Origin of the sequence: Kouleothrix sp. (genome assembly GCF_046328425.1) — a bacterium.
Classification (GTDB): Bacteria; Chloroflexota; Chloroflexia; order Chloroflexales; family Roseiflexaceae; genus Kouleothrix.
The window spans coordinates 209,940-232,454 of sequence record NZ_JAXLWP010000009.1; the positions used below are offsets into that span (position 1 = coordinate 209,940).

The 22,515-nt window shown below is 67.9% G+C and carries 15 protein-coding genes; 10 read left to right on the forward strand and 5 right to left on the reverse strand.

What is annotated here, in order from left to right:
* Nucleotides 1-111: 111 nt before the first annotated feature.
* The gene (locus U0177_RS10515) at nucleotides 112-1,026 is read right to left on the reverse strand and encodes a diacylglycerol/lipid kinase family protein (protein ID WP_409570579.1); all 915 of its coding nucleotides are present in this window, start codon (nucleotides 1,024-1,026) and stop codon (nucleotides 112-114) included.
* Nucleotides 1,027-1,228: 202 nt separating this feature from the next.
* Between U0177_RS10515 and U0177_RS10520 the strand changes: the two genes are divergently transcribed.
* The 3 genes from U0177_RS10520 to U0177_RS10530 all read left to right on the forward strand — a co-directional run bounded on the left by U0177_RS10520 (nucleotide 1,229) and on the right by U0177_RS10530 (nucleotide 10,127).
* Complete coding sequence (locus tag U0177_RS10520; RefSeq protein WP_409570580.1) at nucleotides 1,229-7,297, forward strand: AAA family ATPase; 6,069 nt, start codon at nucleotides 1,229-1,231, stop codon at nucleotides 7,295-7,297.
* 14 nt (nucleotides 7,298-7,311) lie between these two features.
* Entirely contained in the window at nucleotides 7,312-8,559 is a 1,248-nt protein-coding gene (locus tag U0177_RS10525) for a clostripain-related cysteine peptidase (protein ID WP_409570581.1), read from the forward strand.
* A gap of 167 nt (nucleotides 8,560-8,726) precedes the next feature.
* Complete coding sequence (locus U0177_RS10530; protein WP_409570582.1) at nucleotides 8,727-10,127, forward strand: CHAT domain-containing protein; 1,401 nt, start codon at nucleotides 8,727-8,729, stop codon at nucleotides 10,125-10,127.
* Between the two features lies 1 nt (nucleotide 10,128).
* On the opposite strand, the gene U0177_RS10535 is transcribed toward U0177_RS10530, so the two are convergent.
* Nucleotides 10,129-10,398 carry an anti-sigma factor family protein gene (locus U0177_RS10535; protein ID WP_409570583.1) on the reverse strand — a complete coding sequence of 90 codons (270 nt, stop codon included), beginning with the start codon at nucleotides 10,396-10,398 and terminating at the stop codon, nucleotides 10,129-10,131.
* A gap of 1 nt (nucleotide 10,399) precedes the next feature.
* Nucleotides 10,400-11,080, reverse strand: coding sequence for an RNA polymerase sigma factor (locus U0177_RS10540; protein ID WP_409570584.1), 681 nt, complete (start codon nucleotides 11,078-11,080; stop codon nucleotides 10,400-10,402).
* A 364-nt stretch (nucleotides 11,081-11,444) separates the two neighbouring features.
* Here U0177_RS10540 and U0177_RS10545 point away from each other — a divergent pair, with 364 nt between their 5' ends.
* The 3 genes from U0177_RS10545 (at nucleotide 11,445) to U0177_RS10555 (ending at nucleotide 16,996) form a co-directional block, all read left to right on the forward strand.
* Nucleotides 11,445-12,626 carry an FAD-dependent oxidoreductase gene (locus U0177_RS10545; RefSeq protein ID WP_409570585.1) on the forward strand — a complete coding sequence of 394 codons (1,182 nt, stop codon included), beginning with the start codon at nucleotides 11,445-11,447 and terminating at the stop codon, nucleotides 12,624-12,626.
* Nucleotides 12,627-12,843: 217 nt separating this feature from the next.
* Nucleotides 12,844-14,238 (forward strand): mercuric reductase, encoded by a 1,395-nt coding sequence (locus U0177_RS10550; protein ID WP_409570586.1) that lies wholly within the window; start codon nucleotides 12,844-12,846, stop codon nucleotides 14,236-14,238.
* Between the two features lie 16 nt (nucleotides 14,239-14,254).
* Nucleotides 14,255-16,996: an MGH1-like glycoside hydrolase domain-containing protein gene (locus tag U0177_RS10555; RefSeq protein WP_409570587.1), complete on the forward strand. Its 2,742-nt coding sequence runs from the start codon at nucleotides 14,255-14,257 to the stop codon at nucleotides 16,994-16,996.
* Between the two features lie 233 nt (nucleotides 16,997-17,229).
* Here the strand turns inward: U0177_RS10555 and U0177_RS10560 are convergent, their stop codons facing one another.
* Nucleotides 17,230-17,790, reverse strand: coding sequence for a YdeI/OmpD-associated family protein (locus tag U0177_RS10560; RefSeq protein ID WP_409570588.1), 561 nt, complete (start codon nucleotides 17,788-17,790; stop codon nucleotides 17,230-17,232).
* 161 nt (nucleotides 17,791-17,951) lie between these two features.
* Between U0177_RS10560 and U0177_RS10565 the strand changes: the two genes are divergently transcribed.
* Complete coding sequence (locus tag U0177_RS10565) at nucleotides 17,952-19,955, forward strand: amylo-alpha-1,6-glucosidase (RefSeq protein WP_409570589.1); 2,004 nt, start codon at nucleotides 17,952-17,954, stop codon at nucleotides 19,953-19,955.
* A 72-nt stretch (nucleotides 19,956-20,027) separates the two neighbouring features.
* Complete coding sequence (gene ppgK / locus U0177_RS10570; protein ID WP_409570590.1) at nucleotides 20,028-20,768, forward strand: polyphosphate--glucose phosphotransferase; 741 nt, start codon at nucleotides 20,028-20,030, stop codon at nucleotides 20,766-20,768.
* Between the two features lie 99 nt (nucleotides 20,769-20,867).
* Here the strand turns inward: ppgK and U0177_RS10575 are convergent, their stop codons facing one another.
* Entirely contained in the window at nucleotides 20,868-21,299 is a 432-nt protein-coding gene (locus U0177_RS10575; protein ID WP_409570591.1) for a hypothetical protein, read from the reverse strand.
* Nucleotides 21,300-21,472: 173 nt separating this feature from the next.
* On the opposite strand from U0177_RS10575, the gene U0177_RS10580 reads away from it, so the two are divergent.
* Both U0177_RS10580 and U0177_RS10585 read left to right on the forward strand, forming a co-directional pair.
* Nucleotides 21,473-21,868: a hypothetical protein gene (locus tag U0177_RS10580; RefSeq protein ID WP_409570592.1), complete on the forward strand. Its 396-nt coding sequence runs from the start codon at nucleotides 21,473-21,475 to the stop codon at nucleotides 21,866-21,868.
* A 15-nt stretch (nucleotides 21,869-21,883) separates the two neighbouring features.
* Nucleotides 21,884-22,384, forward strand: coding sequence for a ClbS/DfsB family four-helix bundle protein (locus U0177_RS10585; RefSeq protein WP_409570593.1), 501 nt, complete (start codon nucleotides 21,884-21,886; stop codon nucleotides 22,382-22,384).
* Nucleotides 22,385-22,515: the final 131 nt, after the last annotated feature.

A 22,515-nucleotide genomic window follows, 5' to 3' on the forward strand; every position in this document is an offset into this window, starting at 1 on the left:
ATGCGGCCTTGGCTGAAAGAGTTACGCGCGCATCGGTCGCAGGGCCGATTCTATACTACTGCTACCCGTAATCTTTGCGGCGCGCAGACGCACGCCGTACGAGCTTCGGGCCTACCCCAGCACCTCGATCGCCGCCGGCAGGGTTTCGACCGTCACCTGGCGCGCGTCGGTGGCGATCACCTCGCCGTCGGTGGCCACGGGCATGCCGGCCGGGCATAGTGTGGTGATGCTGCGCGCCCGGCCCATGGTCACTTCGCGCAGCTGCGTGTGGGTTCCCTCCATCACCCTGGGCAGGCGCCGCACGATCTGGTCGATCCGCAAATTGTCCACCAGGCATAGGTCGAGCAGGCCGTCGTCGATCAGCGCCTCGGGCGTGAGCCAGAAGCCGCCGCCCTGGCAGCGGCCGTTGGCCACGCTGGCGAACAGCAGGCGGCGATGCACGCGGCTGCCGTCGTACTCGACGGTCATCGGGTGGGCCTTGTAGTTCGCCAGCGCGCGGATGATCGCTACCAGGTACACCGCCAGGCCCTTCAGCTTGGTGAGCTTGAGCGCCTCGGCGGCGGCCTGCGCATCAAAGCCCATTCCCAGAGCGTTTATAAAGTAGCGTGGCTGGTCGTCGCCCACCTGGGCGCGGCCCAGGTCGATCGGCCGCGCGCGGTCGCCGACGGCCCGGCGCACGCCGCCGGCGATATCGTTGGCCTCGAAGCCATCCAGCACCTTGATGAAATCGCTGCCCGTGCCAAGCGGGATGATGCCAAGCCGCGCGCGCCGCCCCAGGTTGGCCTCGGCGCCTTTGATCCCGTTCACCACCTCGTTGATTGTGCCGTCGCCGCCGATCGCGACGATCCGGTCGTAGCCGTGCTCGACGCCCTGCCACGCCAGCTCGGTTGCGCCACCGCGGGCGTGAGTGGTGAGCACGGAGTAGTCGGCGCCGCTCTCGCGCAGGGCCGCCTCGATCTCGGGGCGCCGCCGCCCGGCGGTACCGCGGCCGGCCCAGGGGTTCAGGATGATCAGCAGCTTGGTCATGGCGGCCACCTTTGGCTGTGTTGCACTCGGCGCCGATGATACCATCTGGCGTGGATACCGGCAAATCGTGCGGTTTCGCACCCGCTTCGCTGCTGATTTGATCGGGCGCGCGCGCCGCCGATGGATAGACTTGAAGCACATGCCGTAAAAGCGCCCGGCGCAGCGTTTGTAAGGGCGAGGGGGCACTGAGGAGTACTGCCGCATGGCCACGCCGATATCGACCACGCTGACAACACTGCTGCAGAATGTCGACGAGCAGCTGCTGCGACCCGACGAGAACGATTTCGTTGGCCGCGAGTACGTGCGCAGCGAGATCGCCAAGTTTCTTGCGGTGCAGAACCGCATGCTTGTGCTGGTGGGCGTGCCGGGCGTGGGCAAAACCGCGCTGGCGGCGCAGCTGGTGCGCGAGAACCTGGGCGCTGATGTGCCGTACCTGGCGCACTTCTGCGGCCTCGCCGGCGACGACAACCCCTACCAGTTCTGCGACGCGCTGGCGCAGCAGCTCTACGACGTGCTGGGCGAAGGCTACAGCCTGCCCGACACGGTGCGCAAGCAGCAGGTGCACATCCAGGCCAGTGCGAACATCAACCAGGCCGCCGGCCCCACCAGCGTCAAGGTGCTGACGCTCAATATCGGCGGGATGCACCCACGCGAGGCCTTCCGCCAGGCCGTGCGCGAGCCGCTGCGCGCCTACAACGAGCAGCACCGCGCCGAGCGCAGCCCGCAGCTGGTGATTGTGATCGACGGGCTCGACCGCGCGTGGGAGTGGGATGGCGGCCAGGACGGCAATATTGTCGGCGTGCTGGCCGACGCCCAGGATCTGCCGCCGTGGGTCAATATCATCTGCCTGGCCCGGCCCGGCCCGGCAGTGCAGTCGCTGCGCACCCAGGCCGGCGTGCGGGTGATCGACCTGCAGGACCCGGTGCCGCTGCCCGGCGCGGCGGCGACGTTTCGCGAGCTGAACCTGCGCGACATCGAAACGTTCTTCCGCGAGCGCTTCCTGGCGCAGCTGCCCGCGTCGGTGGCCGATCGCTTCACGCTGCTGCTCGCCACCGCCGGCTTGGACACGGCGCGCTATGGCGGCAGCAGCCGCGAAGCCTTTGTGGGCGAGGCGGTGGCGGCCAGCCAGGGCAACTTCCTGTTTGTGCGGCGCTACGCGCATGCGCTGCGCGCCGCGCTGGAGCCCGACGCACAGCAGCCGGCGACCGACCCGAGCGCGCTGCTGCGTTTCGACAGCGGTACGCTGGCCGGGGTGCTCGATGGCACGTACGCCGCTACGCTCGAGCAGGTGCGCCGCGATATGGCCGCCGCGCCGAACGACGCCGATGCCGATGTGCTGGCGGCGCTGGCGATCGCGTTTGCGCCGCTGAACCTGGCGCTGCTGGCCTGCCTCACCGCGCGCGCGCCCGCGCAGATCCAGGCGGCGCTGAACCAGCACCTGAAGGCGGTTGTGACGGCGCAGGGCGACGGCGACGCGTGCACCTACGCGCTGTACCACCGCGATTTTGGCGCGTTTGTCCGCCGCCAGCTGGCACGCCAGGGTCGCGACCTTGACGTGCAGGCCGCTCAGCGGCTCGAGCTCTCGGCCGACGACGACGCGCAGGTGCGCGAGTACAGCGCGCGCTTCCGCTGGGCGCACCTGCTGCGCGGCCTCGACCTCGCCGACGCCGCGCGCGACCTGAGCGACGCCCAGCCCGAGGCGACCGCGCCGCGCCCGCCGGTGGCGCCGCAGCTCGACAGCGCGGCGCGGATCCGCGAGCAGGTACACGACCCACTGGTTCAGGCGCAGCTGCTGCGCGGCCTGGCAACGCGCGCGCTCGACCCATCGCAGTCGAACGCTACCGGCAGCTGGTCGGCGGCGCTGAGCTGCCTGCGCGCCGCCGAGTACGCGCTGCGCCGCAGCCGCGCGCTTGTGTACACGCGCGAGCGCGGCTGGCGCCCCGACGCGGGCGGTACGCAGGCGCCGGCCGAGCTGATCGAGCTGGAGCGCACGCTGGTGGCGCTGGGCGATGCGTATAGCACGATCGCCCGGCGCATGGACGCCGGCGCCGACCGGCCGCCCCGCCCGGCGGGCCTCATCCTGTGGCTGCACCTGATCTGGGATGCGCTGGTGCGCCTGCCGCTGACGCTGTACCTGTTGTTTGTGCTGATCCGCCAGGGCGTGCGCGAGCTACACATCCCCGGCGCGCTGCAGAACCTTGGGCGCGGCCAGGACTGGACGGTGGCGCGGCTGTGTGTGCTGAGCGTCAGCGCCTACCGCCGGGCGCGCGCCCTGGCGCTGGCACGCGGCGACGACGACAGCTATGGCGAGGTGACGCAGCGCCTGGCGCGGCTGTATGTGCTGATGGGGGCCTACGATGCCGCCGCCGCAGGCTACGAGGCGCTGCTGGCGCGCCCCAGCACGATCATGCGCGCGTGGCGCCAGGCGGTGTGGCGGCTAGAGCTGGGCGAGGTGCTGGCGACGCAGGAAAAATCCGAGCAGGCCGTCGAGGTGCTGAACAGCGCGCTGCCGGTGTTTGTGCGGCAGCAGGCGCCGACGCAGCAGGCGCGCACGCTGAGCGCGCTGGCGCTGGCAAACGCCCAGCGCGCCGCCACGGCCGATGCACGCCGCGACGCCCGCATGGCCACCACCTTCGACGACCTCGCCATCCAGAACTGCCGCGAGGCGTTGGCCGCGTGGCAGAACGTCACTACGCTGCAGGGCGACGAGAGCGCCAGCCTCGACCCGGCGCTGGCGGTGAGCGGGCTGGCGCACCAGCTGTGGCGCGCCGAGCGCGCGCCGCGCCTGAGCGACGAGCAGCGCCACAGCATTCGCGTGCTGCTCGACGGCATCGCCGAGCGCCACTTTCCACAGCGCTTCGAACACCCGCTGCTGCGCCTGTTCCGCGTCTCGGCGGCGGTGTTTCTGCCGGCCTACCTGCTGGTTGGCCTGCTGCTGGCCGTGCAGCTGCCCAGCGATGTTAAGATCCAGACGCAGACCGAGCTGACCTTCCCGCCGCCGCTGGTCGACATGACCCGCTTCCCCAACGCGCTGGCGCGTGGGCCGGCCAGCTCGGCCGTGACCAATGACCTTGTGGCGGGGCGGATCTCGGGCAATGTGGCGCTCGACATCGGCTCGTTCAATGTGCTCAACCTGACGCAGCTCGCCGGCAGCCGGGTGAAGCTGCAGCCCAGCCCGCCGCCGCTCGACCCGCTGGGCGCCACCCGGCGGCTGCTGTGGATCATGGGCTTTTACATGCTGTCGTACACCGTGCTGGGCCTGACGGTGATCGGCTTCTCGTCGCCGGCGCAGTTCCAGAGCCGCCGCCCCGGCCGCCTGATCTTGAATCGCTACGAGCTGAACTGGCGCGGCCCGGCCGGCCAGGGCTCGCTGATGGACGCGGTGCTGTGGGTGCGCCAGGATCTGCGCTGGATCGTCAGGCGGCTGCAGTGTGGGCTGGTGCGGCTGGCGGGCAGCCGCGCGGCGGCGCTCGCGCCCGCCCAGCCGGGCACGCAGAGCATCGCGCTGGCCGATATCGACAGCCTGATCGCCATCGACCGGCGCGCCTTTGGCTACCTGCTGCACGACTTCTCGGGCACGCTGGTGCGGCCGCGCGCCGCTGGCTCGCACGCGCTGCTGCTCCCCGGCACGCTGACGAACTACGCCGAGCTGTGCGACGAGCTTGGGCGGCGGCTGCACCGGCCGGCGCGCCACTTCAGCGTCGAGATCGTGCGCAGCGTGTGGGGGATGTGCTTTCTGGCGACGCTGCTGTACGCGCTGGCGCTGCTCGCGCTGCTGGTGCTGTGGCCGGGGCCGCTCAACCAGCCGATGCTGCTGGGCTACTCGCTGATCAACCTGTATGTGGTTGCCACGCCTGGCCTGCTCATCCCGCTGCTGTGGTGGTTTGTGGCTCAGCCGCTGGGCGCCAATAGCCACACCGCCGACGCGCCGGTGCCGCTGATTGCGACCGCGCTGGTGGGCGCGGGGCTGACAGCCGGCGTGCTGCTTGGCCGGATCGACCTGGGGGCGCTGGGAATGCGGCCCGACCTGGCTACGCCGGTGCTGGCGGGCGGCTTTCTGCTGGCGCTGACGCTGTACGCGCCGCCGCGCCCGCTGCGCCTGGCGGTTTCGCTGCGGCTGCCGTACATGCTGCGAACCCTGCTGGCGATAGTGGCGCTGGCCGGGCTGGTGCTGCTGGGCTGGCATACCGGCACGACCCTGCGCTGGTACAACGCGCTGGTGCGCGGGAACCGGCTGGTCGAGCAGGCGCTGGCCTCGGGGGCGTGCGCCGCCAACCCCGCAGGCTGCGCGCCAATCGAGCAGGCGGTCGCCAGCTATACCCAGGTGATCTGCCTGCGGCCGGGCGAGAGCGACGGCTATGCGTTTCGCGGTTTCGCCTACCTGGCGCGCGGCGACTACGGCCGCGCGCGCGACGACTTCGAGCGCGCGCTGGGCCGGCGCCCGGCCGACGACGCTTGCGCCGCCGGTGTGGCGCCCACGCCGGCAAGCGCGCAGCGGCCCGGGCTCTACGCCAATCTCGGCGCCGTCGATACGCTGCTGGCGCGCCAGCTGCCGCCCGTCGCGGCCGAGCCGCACTACCGCGACGCGCTGGGCAACTATGCCAGCGCGCTGGGCCTGCCGGCTGGCCCGGCCGACTGCGCTGCGCTGGCCGGCGCGCTGGCGCGAACCACGCCCGACGCGGCGATCGACCTGCAGCAGCGCGCGCCGCCGACGATCGCCGCAGGGCAGGCGCCAACCGTGCTGCAGCTCGCCGACGCCTGCTACAGCCGCGGCTCGGCGCTGGCCGGCGCGCTAAACGCCCCCGACCGCCAGGGGCTGCCGCTTGGCGTCGACGCCATTCGCGGCCAATCGTGGCGCGACCTGGCCGCCGCGATCGTTGAGTACCAGGCGGTGGCGGCGAGCGGCGCCGAGGCCAAGGACCGCGACCTTGCCGAGCGCGGCGAGGCGGCGGCCTGGCTGGCGATCGGCCAGATCGACCAGCCTCCGGTGGGCCAGCCCGAGCGCGCCACCGCCCTGCTGCAAGCCATGAACGCGTTCCAGCAGCTCGCGGCCGCCAGCCCCGCCGACCCGCGCGCCTACACCGGCCAGGCCTGGAGCAGCATCCAGATGGGCGCGTGGGGCAGCGCCAAAGCCCTGCTGGCTGCGGCGGCCGATCTCGACCCGCGCGACCCGACCTACCCAGCGCTGCAGGGGCTGGCATTCTGGCTCGACAGCACCCAGTACCCGGCCGCGCGCAAAGGCGGCCCATCGCCTGGCTACAGCGCCGCGATCGGCAGCGCGCTCGAGCGCTACACCCACGTGATCGAGATGGGCGGCGCCGATCTGCCGAGCGCCTACGCTACGCGCTCGCTGCTGAACTTCAGCCTGCGCAACAGCCCGCGCCCCGGCGCGCGCCCCGATGGCGACTACCACGACGAAGACTACAGCATCTGGATGCGCCAGGCAATCGCCGACGCCTCCGAGGCGCTGGTGGCCGCCGATCGCCAGCGCATGCCGGCCGATGGCCAGGTGGGCTACCGCTACTGGCGTGCGCGCATGTACCTGGTGCTCGGGCTGACGCTGCAGGAGAAGAGCCGTGGCCTGCACGATTGGAATGAGCTCGCCGCGCTCTACAGCAGCGCCTACGCCGACTACACCGCCGCCGCTGCCGCCGACCGGCTCGACGCGCGCCGCAAGATCTTCGCGAACTTCTGGATCCCCTGGACCTACGCGCTGCTCACCAACGCCAACCACCTGCAGCTTGCCCAGGAGGCCGCGCGCGCCGGGCGCTACGATCTGGCCCGCGCCGAGCTGGCGCTGGTCGACGCCCGCCCCGCGATTTTTCAGAAGTGGGATAAGCTGTCTGCGCCGATGCCCGATTTCCACTTTCTGCACGGCCTCGTGAGCCTGGGCCTGGGCATGCCGCTCGATTTCCCGAACCCGCTGCTGAAGCCCGCCAGCAACGCCACCCCCGCCAGCGACGCCGAGCCGAGCTACGCAGCGGCGATCAAGGCCACCGAGGACGCCGCGATCGTGCCGCAGCCCAACGCCGACTACCCCGACGACTCGCGCCCGGCGATCTACCGCGCCGCGCTGGCCGATCTCGACAGGCTGCTGGCCAGCCCGCCCGAGGGCTGGTCGCCACGTGCGCGCGCCGCCGCCACGCGCGTGCGCGCGCTGCTGGCCGCCCAGCTCGCCGCGACCGCGCACTCCGGCAGCTCGGCTGCGCCGCCAAGCGCGGGCACGGCCGAGCCGGATGCCGGCCCGGTGATCTCGATGGCCAACCGCTGATCGGAGGCGCTACCATGGCCGAAGCCGACTGGACGTGGATGATCTACCTGGCGACACATAACAACGCCGCCGAGGTGGGCGAGGAGAGCGTGGCGCGCATGCGCCAGGCCGCGCTGAACGAGCGCGTGCGCGTGCTGGTGCAGCAGGCCACCCCCGAGCGCACCGTACGCCGGGTGATCGGCGCGTCGCCCGAGCTGGCCGCAGACCTTGGCCAGATCGACTCGGGCGCGCCCGATGCGCTGCTCGATTTCGTGGGCTGGGCCGCCGCCGCCGCGCCGGCCAGGCGCTACGCGCTGGTGCTCTGGAGCCACGGCAGCGGCTGGGCGCCCAAGGAGATCGAGCGGCTGGCCCAGGGCGCCCCCGCCAGCGTGCCGCTCACCGCAGCCGAGCTGCAGCAGCGCGGCGCGGCCGACACCGCCGGGCAGGTGTTCTTCTCGTCGGCGCTGCGCGAGCTGATCGCCAAGCCCACGCCGGCCGATCGCGCGATCGCCTTCGACGACGGCAGCGGCCACTCGCTCGATACCGTTGAGCTCGGCAGGGTGGTGGGCCGCGCCGCGCGCGCGCTCGGCCGCCCGCTCGACCTGGTGGGCATGAACGCCTGCCAGATGAGCAACGCCGAGGTGGCCTACCAGCTGCGCGGCAACGCCGAGGTGTATGTCGCCTCGGCCGAAGATATGCCGGTGTACGGCTGGCCCTATGAAGATATTCTCTCGCGCCTGGCGGCCCAGCCTGCCATGGACGCCGCCGCAGTTGGCCGCCTCGCGGTCGAGCGCTACTGCGCGCACTTCCGCGAGAATCCGCTGCCGTGGGGCCAGGACGGCCTGCCCGATGGCGTGACGCTTACCGCGTTGCGGCTCGACGGCATCCCGGCGCTGGCCGGCGCGGTGAGCGATCTGGCGGCGGCGCTGCGTGCCGGCATCGACGACATGGCCGGGGCGGTGTGGGCGGCCCAGCGCGCCACGCACGCGTTTAAGTTCCAGCTGTACGATCTGGCTGGCTTCTGCCGGGCGCTGCCCAGCGCGCAAGGCGCCACTGCCGACGCCGCGCACGCCGCCGGGCGGGTGCTTGCCGCGCTGAGCGACGCCGATCTGCTGCTGGCCAGCGCGCACGTCGGCGCGGCCTACGATGCGGTGGGCGGCCTGACGACCTACATGCTGCCGCCGGGCGAAGGCGCGCTCTCGCCCTACTATGCCGCTACCGCGTATGCCCAGCATACCGGCTGGGGCGAATTTCTCGCGGCCTACCACGCCGCGCTGGGCTGAACGCTTACTGACAGGACGTACGCGATGTCCTCCTGCGCGGGAGGCTTGGAGGGCGCAAGCCCCCAACATCACTCTTTGGCAGGTCGCGGCCACCTGCCAAAAGGAAGCTGGGCGGCTTTGCCGCCCCCGAACCTCCACCACGTAAGTGGTGTTACTGAGGAACAACAATGCTCTACCACGACATGTCGATCGAGGCGTCGGCGGCGACGCTCGAGCGCACGCCCGACAAGCGCCGCGTCGGCAGCTTCAGCGTGCGCGTGCTTGCCTCGCCCGCCGGCGAGATGCGCCCCGAGGACGCCGCGGCCGTTACCTACGACGACAAGGCGCTGCAGCTTGGCCTGCAGCAGCTCGAAAGCCGCGCGCTCGACCACGCTGCCATGGTGGCGCTTGGCCGCCTGCTCGCCAGCCTGCTGCTGCCGCCTAAGGCCAGCGGCGCGGCGGCAGGCGTGGGCGACCTGCTGGCCGAGAGCTTGCTGGCGATCGGCCCCGACGCCGGCCTGCGGCTGCGGCTGCGCCTGCCGCCCCAGCTGGCCGCGCTGCCCTGGGAGTATCTGTACGTCGAGCGCGCCGGCGGCGGCGACGGCATGGACGGCTTCCTGGCGCTCGACCCGCGCGTGGCGATTGTGCGCCACGAGCCGCTGCCCGCGCCTGGCTCGTTGCCGCCGGCGCGCGCCCCGCTCAAGCTGGTGGCCGCGCTCGCTTCGGCCGAGGGCTTGCCGCCGCTCGACCTGGCGCAAGAGCAGGCGAACCTGGCGCAGGCCTTCGCGGGCCAGCCAGGCATCGCGCCTACCTTTCTCGCCGATGCTACGCTCGACGCGCTGCTGGCCGCCTTGCCCGGCACGGCGATCTTTCACTTCGCCGGCCACGCGACTTTCGAGCGCCAGATGGCCGATCTGCCCGGCACCTACGCCGGTGTCGGCAAGCTCGCGCTCGACGACCAGGCCGTCGATGCCGAACAGCTCGGGATCAACCTGCGCGGCAATGGCGTGCGGTTGGCGGTGCTGGGCGGCTGTGAGACCGGCCGGCGCGATGGGGTGAATGTGTGGAGCGGCGTAGCGCCCGCGCTGGTGAAGCAGCAGCTGCCGGCGGTGGTGGCCAACCAGCTATCCGTCCGCGACTCCTGCGCTATCGCCTTTAGCGCACATTTCTACGGCGCGCTGGTGGGCGGCCTGCCGATCGAGCAGGCGCTCGCGGCTGGCCGGCTGGCCGCCTACAACGCCGACCCACAGGGCCGCGATTGGGGCGCGCCGGTGCTGTATATGCGCGACGCCGACGGCCTGCTGTTTGCGGCCGACGACCCCGGCCTGCGCGAGCAGGGCGCCAGGGCCGCGCAGGCGGTGCTGGATATTCGGGTTGGCGAGCTGGCCGCCGGCGGCCACGTGGTTGGCCCGAAGGGCACAGTAAAAGCCGGCGCGCTCAGCAGCACGATCACCGTCGGCAGCGCCGCCGGCAGCACGATCGACGCGGCGCACCTGAATGTGAGCGGCGGCACGGTGTCGATCGCCGTGCATGTCGATCAAGCATCCGGCGGCACGACGATCGAGGGCGGCGAGATCACGCTGGGCTAGCCTATGGCTCTTCCGCGCCCTGCTTCCAAGCGCGAAACAGCGCGAGCAGCCGGTCGCGCGCCTCGGGCGCCACCGGATCCTCCGGCACGTGCCTGATCGCCGTGACCGTGCCGCGCACTTGGTCGACATAATTTCGGCAGCCAAGGCAAATGGCGAGGTGCGACTCAAAGCTCGCGTGCTCCGATGGGCTCAGCGCGTCTTCGAGATATTCGGTCACAAGCTCGACCAGCTCCTGGCATGGGTAGAAGCGTAGCGTCTCAGCGTCGGCCATGTTAGACACCAATTTCCTCCATGTACTGCTCAAGTGCGCGCCTCACCTTGGAGCGCGCGCGGTGGAGCAGTACGCGCTGATTGGTCTCGCTTATCTGCAGAATGTTACACACCTCTTCCGAGCCCCAGCCCTCGATATCGCGCAGTGTGATCACTTCGCGCTGGGCCGGCGGCAGCGCGGCGATGGCCCGGTCGATCACTTCACGAGTTTCTAGCGCCAGCAGCCGCTCTTCCGGCGCGCCCGACCAGGCGCGCGGGTAGATTGCCCACCAGCCGGCGTCTTCGTGGCCGGGCGGCAGAAAGCGATCCGCGTCGACCGCCGGCTCGTCGCCTGTGGCCTCGGCGGCGGCCAGGTCGGCGAAGGGTACGCTGCGGCTCTCGCGCTGGCCGCGCGTCTTGGCGCGGTTCGTGAGGATGCGAAACAGCCAGGTCTTCAGCGACGACCGGCCCTCGAAGCGCGCTAGCCCCTGCAGCACGCCCAGCCAGGTTTCCTGCACCACCTCTTCGGCCACGGCGCGGCTTGGCACGTACATCATTGCCAGGCGCAGCAGCGCGCTGTGGTAGCGGCCGATCAGCGCCTCGAACGCACGCTCGTCGCCGGCACGTAGCCTTTCGAGCAGCTGCAAGTCGTCGGCCGAGGCGCCACCCTCTGTCGCTAATGGTTCTTGCCCGCGGTCGGCCATAGCAAACGTTCCCCTAGCACATGCATCGAACACAATCATCGTGCGGCTTGGCCATGGCTCTGCGGAACATTCTGGAAGCCATGCCTTGATCCTCAGGCTTGAATGGGCGCGCTCTATTGCGCCGCTACGTGTTCTTTGGGCAACGAACCGTAAGACCGGAGGAGTGCGTCCAGTATAATACATCTTGCGCCGCCCCGTGTAACAGATCGCCGCCCAAGCAGACTGTAGTGCAATATCGCTTCTGTGTAGATCTATAAGGCCTGGTTCAACTGCCGGAGCTTCGGCCCTGCGCCCCTACGGCGCCGGGGCGACGCAGCGAAGCGCTGGTCTGAGCCGTGCCCACATGCCCAAAGGAGTCGTTCGAATGTCTCACACCAACCTCACGGTCTACGGCGCGACCTGGTGCAGCGATTGCAAGCGCGCCAAGAAGTTTCTGGGCGAGCAGCGCGTGCACTATAACTGGGTCGATGTCGAGCAGGACGCCGAGGGGCTCGCGCTGGTCGAGCGCGTGAACAATGGCAAGCGCATCATCCCGACGATCGTGTTCGACGACGACAGCATGCTTGTCGAGCCGAGCAATGCCGAGCTGGCGGCCAAGCTGGGGCTGCAGACGCGCGCGAAGATGGATTACTACGACCTGATCTGCATCGGCGGCGGGCCTACCAGCCTCACGGCCGCGCTCTACGCCGCGCGCGAGGGCCTCGATGTGCTGGTGATCGAGCGCAGCGGCCTGGGCGGCCAGGCTGGCGTCACCGAGCGGCTCGACAATTTCCCCGGCTTCCCCGAGGGCATTGGCGGCGCCGAGTTCGCCGACCGGCTGACCCAGCAGGCGCGCCGGTTTGGCGTCGAGCTGCTGCAGGCGCAGGAGGTTACGAGCCTGCGCAGCGAGGAAGAGTCGCACTACGTTGCTACCGCCGACGGCAATGTGTATGGCGCGCGCGCCGTGCTGATCGCCACCGGCTCGACGTACAAGCGCCTCGGCGTGCCCGGCGAAGACGAGCTGATCGGCGCGGGCGTGCACTTCTGCGCCACCTGCGACGGCCCGTTCTACAAGGGCCGGCACGTGGCGGTGATCGGCGGCGGCAACAGCGCCGGCGAAGAAAGCCTGTTCCTCACGCGCTTCGCCGACAAAGTGACGATCCTGGCGCGCGGCGATAAGCTTACCGCCAGCAAGGTTGTGATCGATAAAATCGCCGAGACGCCCAAGGTCGAGGTGCGCTACAATACCGAGGTGACGGCGCTGCACGGCGAGAGCAAGCTCAGCGGCATCAGCATTCGCAACCGCGCCACCGGCGCCGCCGAGGATCTCGAGCCGGCCGGCGTGTTCGTGTTTATCGGCCTGACGCCCAACAGCGGCTGGCTGCCGCCCGAGATCGCCCGCGATGAGTATGGCTTTGTGCTTACGTCGCCCACGCTCGAAACCGGCGTGCCGGGCATTTTTGCCGCCGGCGATGTGCGCAAGGGCAGCACCAAGCAGGCCGCCAGCGCTGCCGGCGAAGGTGCCACCGTCGCGCTGATGGTGCGCGAGTACCTCAAGGGCGTGTAGGTTTGAGCTTTGAGCTGGAGCTTAAGAAGTTGTTTGAAAGGGTGGTTTGGAGGGACGAAGTCCCTCCAAAGTTCACCTGGCGGGTGGCAGCCCATTCGTGGCCGCCACCCGCCAGAAGGAAGTGCAAGGGGCATAGCCCCTCGCGCACCCCCTTTTCAAACAGGCTCTAAGGCCTGCAGGGCTACGCAAAGCCCAGGACTTCAAGAAGGGGGAGCCAGTGACCGAAGATCGATACGACGCGATTGTGATCGGTGCGGGCCAGGCCGGTGGGCCGCTTGCTACCGCGCTTGCGCGGGCCGGCCGGCGTACTGCGCTTGTCGAGCGCGAGCACGTGGGCGGCACCTGTGTCAACGAGGGCTGCACCCCCACCAAAACCATGGTCGCCAGCGCGCGCGTGGCTCACCTGGCGCGCCGCGCCGCCGATTACGGCGTGCACACCGGGCCGGTCACGATCGATATGGCCACGGTGCGCCAGCGCAAGCGCGCGATCGTCGAGAGCTTCCGCGGCGGCAGCCAGCGCCGGATCGAGGCGACCGACGGCGTCGACCTGCTGTTCGGCGCGGCGAGCTTCGGCGGCGCGCAGACCCTGGATGTGCGCCTGAACGACGGCGGCGCGCGCCAGATCAGCGCCGGCCTGATCATCATCAACGCCGGAGCGCGGCCGAGCCTGCCACAGATTGCGGGTATCGCCGATGTTCCGTACCTCAACTCGACCACGATCATGGAGCTGGGCGAGGTGCCCGCGCATCTGCTGGTGATCGGCGGCGGCTATATCGGGCTGGAGTTCGGCCAGATGTTCCGGCGCTTCGGCAGCCAGGTGACGGTGATCCAGCGCGGGCCGAAGCTGCTGGCGCGCGAGGACGACGACGTGGCCGACGCGGTGGCCGAGATCATGCGCCAGGATGGCATCGAGCTGCTGCTCGACAGCGAGGCGCCGCGCGTGGCCCGTGCCGCCGATGGCGCGATCGCCTTGACCGTGCGCGCCAAAGATGGCGCCGAGCGCGTGATCGCCGGCTCGCACCTGCTGGTGGCCGCCGGCCGCACGCCCAACAGCGATACGCTCAACCTGCCGGCGGCCGGCGTGCGCGCCGACAAGCACGGCTTCATCGAGGTGAGCGAGCGGCTCGAAACCAATGTGCCCGGCATCTATGCGCTGGGCGATATCAAGGGCGGCCCGGCCTTCACACACATTTCCTACGACGATTTCAGAATCCTGCGCGCAAACCTGATCGAGGGCGGCGCGGCCAGCACGCGCGACCGGCTGGTGCCCTACACGGTGTTTATCGACCCGCAGCTTGGCCGGGTTGGGCTGAGCGAGGCCGAGGCCCGCGCGCAAGGCCGCGCCGTGCGAGTCGCTCGCCTGCCGATGACCAGCGTGGCGCGCGCGCTTGAGGTCGACGAGACGCGCGGCTTTATGAAGGCGCTGGTCGATGCCGATACCAACCAGATCCTCGGCGCGGCAGTGCTGGGGATCGAAGGCGGCGAGATCATGTCGGCGCTGCAGATCGCTATGCTGGGCAGGCTGCCCTACACCGCCCTGCGCGATGGCGTGTTTGCCCACCCGACGCTGGCTGAGTCGTTGAACAATCTGTTCATGGCCCTCGACGAGTAGGGAGGAGAGGGCGGCAATGACCATCGAACACGACCGGCTGCATAATGGCGGCTCGCGCTGGAAGCAGTGGGGGCCGTACCTGGCCGAGCGCGCCTGGGGCACCGTGCGCGAAGACTACAGCGCGTCCGGCAGCGCCTGGGAATATTTCCCGCACGACCACGCCCGCTCGCGTGCCTACCGCTGGAGCGAAGACGGCATCGCCGGCATCTGCGACAGCCAGCAGCGACTGTGCTTCGCGCTGGCGCTGTGGAATGGCCGCGACCCGATCCTCAAGGAGCGCCTGTTCGGCCTGACCGGCCCCGAGGGTAATCACGGCGAGGATGTGAAAGAGTGCTATTTCTACCTCGACTCGACGCCAACGCACTCGTACATGAAGATGCTCTATAAGTACCCGCAGGCCGAGTTTCCGTATGCCGCGCTGGCCGAGACTAACCGCCAGCGCGGTAAGCTCGACCCCGAGTTCGAGCTGGTGGACACTGGCGCCTTCGATGGCGACCGCTACTTCGACGTGTTTGTGGAGTACGCCAAGGCTACCCCGCAGGATATCCTCGTGCGCATCAGCGCCACCAACCGTGGCCCCGACGCCGCCGAGCTGCACCTGCTGCCGACGCTGTGGTTTCGCAATACCTGGGCCTGGGGCGAAGAGCACGACGGCGCCCAGCTGCGCCCGCGCCTCGGCCGTGCGTCTGCCGAAGACACCGCCTGGGGCATACTGGCCGAGCACCACACCCTCGGCAGCTACTTGCTGGCCGGCGAAGGCCGGCCCGCGCTGCTGTTCACCGAGAACGACACCAACGCCGAGCGGCTGTACCGCGCGCCAAACTCTGCGCCCTTCGTCAAAGATGCTATCAACGACGCAGTGGTGGGCGCGCGCGCCGGCGCGGTGAACCCGGCCGAAGCCGGCACCAAGGCCGCCGCGCACTACCAGCTGGCGATCGGGCCGGGCGAAACCGCCACAATCCGGCTAAGGCTGCTCCATACCAAAGACGCATCGCCAACGACCAGCGACGAAAATGAACGGCGCCATTTGCTTCTTGGTGCTTCGCCCCTGGTCTTTGGCGATTTCGACACACTCTTCGCACAGCGCATCGCCGAGGCCGACGCGTTCTATGCCGCGCTGCAGCCGGCTACGCTGAGCGACGACGAGCGCATGATCCAGCGCCAGGCCTTCGCGGGCATGCTCTGGTCGAAACAGTTCTACCACTACGATGTCGACCTGTGGCTGCGCGGCGACCCAGGCCAGCCCGCGCCGCCGCCTGGCCGCCTGAGCGGCCGCAACCACGACTGGCGCCACCTGAACAGCGCCGACATCATCTCAATGCCCGACACCTGGGAGTACCCCTGGTTCGCCGCCTGGGATCTGGCGTTTCACTGCCTGCCGCTGGCGCTGGTCGATCCGGCGTTCGCCAAAGCCCAGCTGATCTTGCTCGGCCGCGAGTGGTTTCAGCATCCCAACGGCCAGATCCCGGCCTACGAGTGGGCCTTCGGCGATGTGAACCCGCCGGTGCTGGCCTGGGCCGCCTGGCGCGTCTATAAGATCGAGCAGAAGCATCACGGAGCGGGCGATCTGCAGTTTCTCGAGCGGGTGTTCCACAAGCTGCTGCTGAACTTCACCTGGTGGGTGAACCGCAAGGACGCCGAGGGCCTGAATGTGTTCCAGGGCGGATTCCTGGGGCTCGACAATATCGGCGTGTTCGACCGCAGCGCGCCGCTGCCCACCGGCGGCCATATCGAGCAGAGCGACGGCACCAGCTGGATGGGCATGTTCTGCCTGAATATGATGTCGATCGCGCTCGAGCTAGCCTGCCACAACCGCGTGTACGAAGATATTGCCACCAAGTTTTTCGAGCATTTCCTGTATATCGCCGAGGCCATGAACAATATTGCCGGCGAGGGGATCGCGCTGTGGGACGAGCAGGACGAGTTTTTCTACGATGTGCTGCACCTTGGCCCCGGCCAGAATATTACGCTGCGCGTGCGCTCGATGGTCGGGCTTATTCCGCTGTTCGCGGTCACGACGATCGAGCCGGCGCTGCTCGAAAAAGTGCCCGAGTTCAAGTTTCGCATGGAGTGGTTCCTCGAGCATCGCCCGCAGCTCGCCAGCCTGGTGTCGCGCTGGTATGTGCCGGGCGTGGGCGCACGCCGGCTGCTGGCGATCTGCCGTGGCCACCGCATGAAGCGCCTGCTGGCGCGCATGCTCGACGAGGCCGAGTTTTTGTCGCAGCACGGCGTGCGCGCGCTCTCGCGTTTTCACGCCGATCATCCTTACCAGCTGGAGTTCGGCGGCGCTAGCTACGAGGTGCGCTACCAGCCGGCCGAGTCGCAGAGCGGCCTGTTCGGCGGCAACTCAAACTGGCGCGGGCCGGTGTGGTTCCCGGTGAACTATTTGCTGATCGAGGCGCTCCAGCAGTTTCATCACTACTACGGCGACGACTTTCTCGTCGAGTGCCCGACTGGCTCGGGGCGGATGCTGACGCTGAACCAGATCGCCGACGAGCTATCGAGCCGGCTGATGCGCCTGTTCGTGCGCGACGCGGTTGGCCGGCGCGCGGTGTTCGGCGAAAGCCAGCTGCTCCAGTCCGACGCACACTGGCGCGATTATATTCCGTTCTTCGAGTACTTCCACGGCGATACCGGCGCCGGCCTTGGCGCCAGCCACCAGACCGGCTGGACTGGCCTGATCGCCAAGCTCATCCAGCAGCAGGGCGATCACCGGCCCGCCACTGATTCGGCAGCGCCCCAGCCGCCGCCTACGTGATCCGCTTTTGTGCGTATCGTGCAGGGCCAGAGCATAGCGCACCCGCGCTATGTTCCGGCGCACCCGCGCTATGCCTTTGCGCGCTCGCGCTATGTTCCGGCGCACCCACACCAGGGAAGGCAGAGTGGCGGTTTCGGCAAAGCCGAAACCGCCACTCTGTAACAAACATCCTCCTGCCTCTGCGGCAGCGCTGCTAGGCTCCAGGCTCAATCGCTGCGCGTTCTGCTCTCGTGCTACTCTGCCGCTTGCTTCGGCTCAAGCAGCACCCAGTTATGCGACACGGCAGGCTCACTGCAGAGATTACGGTTAAAACAGCAGGGCCGCCGCATGCCTTTATTGAGCTTGTCGAGCGCAACATCGATATGCTTCTGGCGGGTCTCCGACGTTTTGACCGCGCGTATCCAGCGGATCCAATCCCAGCGGGCAAGTGGGCTTATCTCGTTCCATAGGGCCTCGGCTTTGGCGGAAGTTGCCAGCGCTCTTTGGAGATCTTCAGGAACCTCCGGCTCGATCCATTCTTTGGTCGGCTCAAGCGCAACGTGAACTGTATCGCCTACGGTTGCCGAAGCATCTTCAAGCAGCTTTTGGCCAGGCTGAAACCAGTGGCTCGGTTTTTTTCCAGGCGCATACCTGCCATCCGGCTCGAGCAAGGCTTTAAAAGGAACGCCATTGAGCTTTCCTTCAACCATGGTCATCCCTCGTGATGGGAGCTGCGACGAAGCATCCTCGGGCAGCCTGAGAATAGTCCAGGAGTTGATTTCAAAGAGCGTAGCCTCAAAGTCGATGGTCGACATATCTCTTTGCTCCTTTGTGGCGTTCGCGGTACTATCTTCGTGTATTGTATGCGGTTTTTCCACGCTCTGCGCGGAAAAGCCGCATACAGAAGATGGAGTGGAAGATCGCTCTATGTACGATAGCCAAACTGGCAACAGCACGCTCAAAGGGAGTACAACCGATGAACGCATCCTCGATACTCCGCCACCCGCTGGTCAGCTTTGGCCGCGAGGTCTGCGGCGACCTGGCGGCCGGGCTGCGGCGCGAGTGGCTGGTGGCCAATGGCCTGGGCGGCTACGCCTCGGGCACGCTCGCCGGCCCGAACACGCGCCGCTATCACGGCTTGCTCGTGGCCGCCCTTGCGCCGCCGGTCGAGCGCACCGTGCTGGTGGGCAGCCTGGTCGAGTGGGCCGCCTACGCCGGCGCGCGCTTCCCGCTGTTCACGTTTGAGTACGCCGACGGCACGGTTGATCAGCACGGCTACCGCCTGGCCGAGTCGTTCGCGCTCGACGGCGCGCTGCCGGTGTGGCGCTACGCGCTGGCTGACGCAATCGTTGAGAAGCGCGTGTGGATGGCCTACGGCGCAAATACCACCTACGTGAGCTATCGGCTGGTGCGCGCGACGCGGCCGCTCGAGCTGGAAATCACTCCGCTGGTGACCTACCGCGACTTTCACGTGCTGACGAGCCGGAGCCAGCACAGCTTCACGGTGGAGCCGCGCGACCACGGCGCGACGGTAGCTGCAGCGGCGAATGCATGCCCGATACAGCTGCTGGCCGGTGCCGGAACCTTCACGGCCGGCAGTAGCTGGTTCGAGCACTTCTATCACCGCGTCGAGGACGAGCGCGGCTTTGACGATACCGAGTCGGATCTGTTCGCGCCGGGCGTGTTTACAGCCACGCTTCGGCCTGGCGAAAGCTGGACGCTGATCCTTTCAGCCGAGCCCACGCCCGATCTGGCAGCCGCCGGCGCGCTTAGGCTGGCCCAGGCGCGCCAGGGCGAGCTGCTACGGCGCGCGAAGGCCAAGAGCGCCGATCCGATCGTGCAGCAGCTGGTGCTGGCGGCCGACCAGTTTGTGGTTGCGCGGGCAGACGATGCCGCGACCACGGGCAAAACCGTGATCGCCGGGTATCATTGGTTCAACGACTGGGGAAGAGACACCATGATCGCGCTGCCAGGCCTCACGCTTGCAACCGGCCGCCCGGAAGACGCCGCCGGCATCCTGCGCACGTTCGCGCGCTACGTGGCCGATGGCCTGCTGCCAAACAACTTCCCCGACAGCGCCGGGGTTGTGCCTGGCTACAACACCGTCGACGCGACGCTGTGGTATGTCGAGGCCATCCGCGCCTACTACGAGGCGACGCGCGACGAGGCGCTGGTGAGCGACCTGCTGCCGACGCTGCGCGATATCGCCGACAAGCACATCGCCGGCACGCGCTACCATATCCACGTTGACCCGGCCGACGGGCTGCTCTACGCCGGTGAGCCTGGCGTGCAGCTCACCTGGATGGACGCCAAGATCGGCGACTGGGTGATTACGCCGCGGATTGGCAAGCCAGTCGAAATCAACGCCCTGTGGTATAACCTGCTCCGCATCCTGGCCGATTTCCTTCGTAAACGTAACGATGATGCAGCCGACCGTTACGATCAGCTGGCGAACCAGGCGCGCACCTCATTCCAGCGGCGGTTTATTCGGTCTGACACCGAGCACCTGGCCGACGTCGTCGATGCGCCAGAAGGCGACGACTGGACGCTGCGGCCGAACCAGATCTTCGCGGTGTCGCTGCACCACCCGCTGCTCGAAGGCGACGCCGCGCGCCGCGTCGTCGACACAACCGCGCGCGCGCTGCTGGCAAGCTACGGGCTGCGCTCGCTCGACCCGGCGCACCCGGCCTACTGCGGCACGTTCGTAGGCACGCCGCGCCAGCGCGACAGCGTATACCACCAAGGGCCGGTGTGGAGCTGGCCGATCGGCGCGTTCGCCGAGGCGCACTTTCGCGTCTACGGCGACGCCCAGGCCGCGCTGGCGTTTCTGCGGCCGTTCGAGCACCACCTGCGCGACGCATGCCTCGGCAGCGTCTCGGAGATCTTCGAGGGCGATGCGCCGCACCTGCCGCGCGGCGCGATAGCGCAGGCCTGGGGCGTGGCCGAGCTGCTGCGCGTATGGCGCATGCTCGCGGGCTAGCGCCGCTCGGATTGCCCGAAAGCCATGCATGCGAGTATACTTACGCCTGACATCGAAGGATATGGAGGTGCTATGATTATTCTTGGCATCGACATCGGCGGCTCAGGCATCAAAGGCGCGCCGGTGGATGTCGAGTGCGGGGCGCTGACTGTGCCCTACCACCGCATCCCAACTCCCCAGCCCTCGGCACCCACGCCCGTAGCCGACGTGGTGGCCCAGATCGTGCGACACTTCGAGTGGACTGGCCCGGCCGGCAGTACATTCCCGGCGATCATGAAGAATGGCGTCGCCTACAGCGCGGCGAATGTCGACAAAGGATGGATCGGCACGGACGCGGCGGCGCTGCTGCAGAAGCAGTCCGGCTGCCCGTTTGTGGTGGTCAACGATGGCGACGCCGCAGGCATCGCCGAGATGCAGTATGGCGCCGGGCGCGGCCAGCGCGGCGTGGTGATGATGCTGACAATCGGCACCGGCATCGGCTCGGCGCTGTTCGTCGACGGCCAGCTTGTGCCGAACACCGAGCTGGGCCACCTTGAGGTTCGCGGCAAAGAGGCCGAGCACCGCGCGTCGGATCGCGTGCGCGCCAAGAAAAAGCTCGGCTGGAAAGAGTGGGCCGCGCGCTTTGACGAAGTGCTGCACTGCTACGATGCGCTTTTCTCGCCAAACCTGTTTATTATCGGCGGCGGCGTGAGCAAGAAGCACGCGAAGTTCTTGCCCTTTCTGACGCTGCGCACGCCGGTGGTGCCGGCGCAGATGCTCAACGAGGCCGGGATCATCGGCGCGGCGCTGGCCGCGAGCCAGTTATCAGCATAACGCAGGCAGATCTGGCGCGGGGCGTAGCCCCGCGCCGGCAGGGTACTCTACGCCAAAGCTTTTGTGCAGCGCTTGGTGTTTCTACGTACACCGAAGGGCTTATTTCACTCGTTTGATTGGTGAATTCAGGGCGCTATCGCTAGGCTGCATATTCTGTGCAGTTGATCCGTTTCCGTCGGGTGGCGGCTGCCGCTGATTCTGAGCCTCGTCTAATACCTTTTTAAGCTCATGCAAAATTGGCGCGCCCGCAGTGCGTGTTTGTTCTAACGACTCAAGCATACGTCGGTTGATCTGGCGTTCTAGTGCGTTAACTGTCGTCTGGAAATCGCGCTTTTGCTCATTCCAGATGCTTTCGAATTCCACGGCGACTTTCTGCTTACCTACAATCCATTCTTTATTCCATGTGTCTTCGCTCAGCAGCATTCCCTTTTCTTTGCCTTTCTTTCTGCCAAAGATATAGAAAATATATGCAAACAGACAAAGAATAAGCACAGCGACAACTATAAGGCTCAACACGAACAAGCTAGGCATAATTCCTCCTGCGCTAGTGCCGGCATCACTTGTTTGATGCCTACTACATTAGATGCAAAACGGTTGTTTTTTGTTCAGCTACACGGTATAATAGCTTAGTAAGAACGTTTGTTTTGATTGATCGATCTACCAAATGTGGCTGAAGGCTTACAAGTTTGTTGAAGGATACGCGCATGGCATCGCAAATATTTTCCGACTGGCAATCGGGCAGCATCAGCGCCCGCGAGGCGCTACGCGCGCTGATCTCCGACCTGGGTGAGGTCGAGTCGCAGCTGGCGCCGCTCGAGGCCGAGAAGGCCGAGCTGCGCGCGCAGATATCCGAGGTGCTGGCCGAGCTGGGCGGGCGCGCCGAGGCCGACGGCTACCGCCTGCAGCTAACTGCGCCGGGCGTCTCGTCGCGCTACGATGCCAAGGAGCTCGATCAGCTGGTAAGCTACCTGCAGGCGAGCGGCGACGACGCCATCGCGAACCTTATTCTGAAGGCCCGCAAAGAAAGCGCGCGCGCCGGCCAGCTGCGCATCACGCCGCCCGGCGAGCGCCGCAAGAAGGACGAGGAACCGCCGTTTTGAGAGAGGGAGTGAGCTATGGAGCACCCAACCACCCAGGCCGAGCTCTACGCGCGCGTCAGCGCCGCGTTCGCGCAGCTTGTGGCTACGCTGTCGCGCATCAGCGACGAGCAGCAGATCCAGCCTGGCGCCCAGGATGACTGGTCGGTGAAAGATATTCTGGCGCACATAAGCCTCTGGCACAACCGGACTGCAGCGCTCGTCGAAGGGCTGCTGCGCGGCGAGCCGCCCGCGCCGCTGCGCCAGCCGGGCGAAGATAGCGCGGCCGCCGTCGATCGCGCGAACGCCGCGAACTACGCCGCGAACCGCGATCTGCCGCTCGCGCGGGTGCGCGCCGACTTCGACGCGTCCTATGCTCGCGTGCTGGCGGCGCTGGCGCAGCTCTCCGACGCCGACCTGCGCGACGACGGCGCGCTCAGCCAGCTGCTGGGCGGCTCGCTGCTCGAGACGATCGCCGACGACACTTACGCGCACTACGACGAGCACCTGCCAGCGCTCGATGCAGCGGCGGCTGGCTAATACCAACTGCGTTTGTTCGCTGGTGTTTTGCGATGCCCTGCCCAGCTTCCTGGGCAGGGCATTGCAATATGATACGCTGTTCGCTTGATCACGTATAGATTTAGGACTTACGCAGTTGGTGTGCCGAGCCT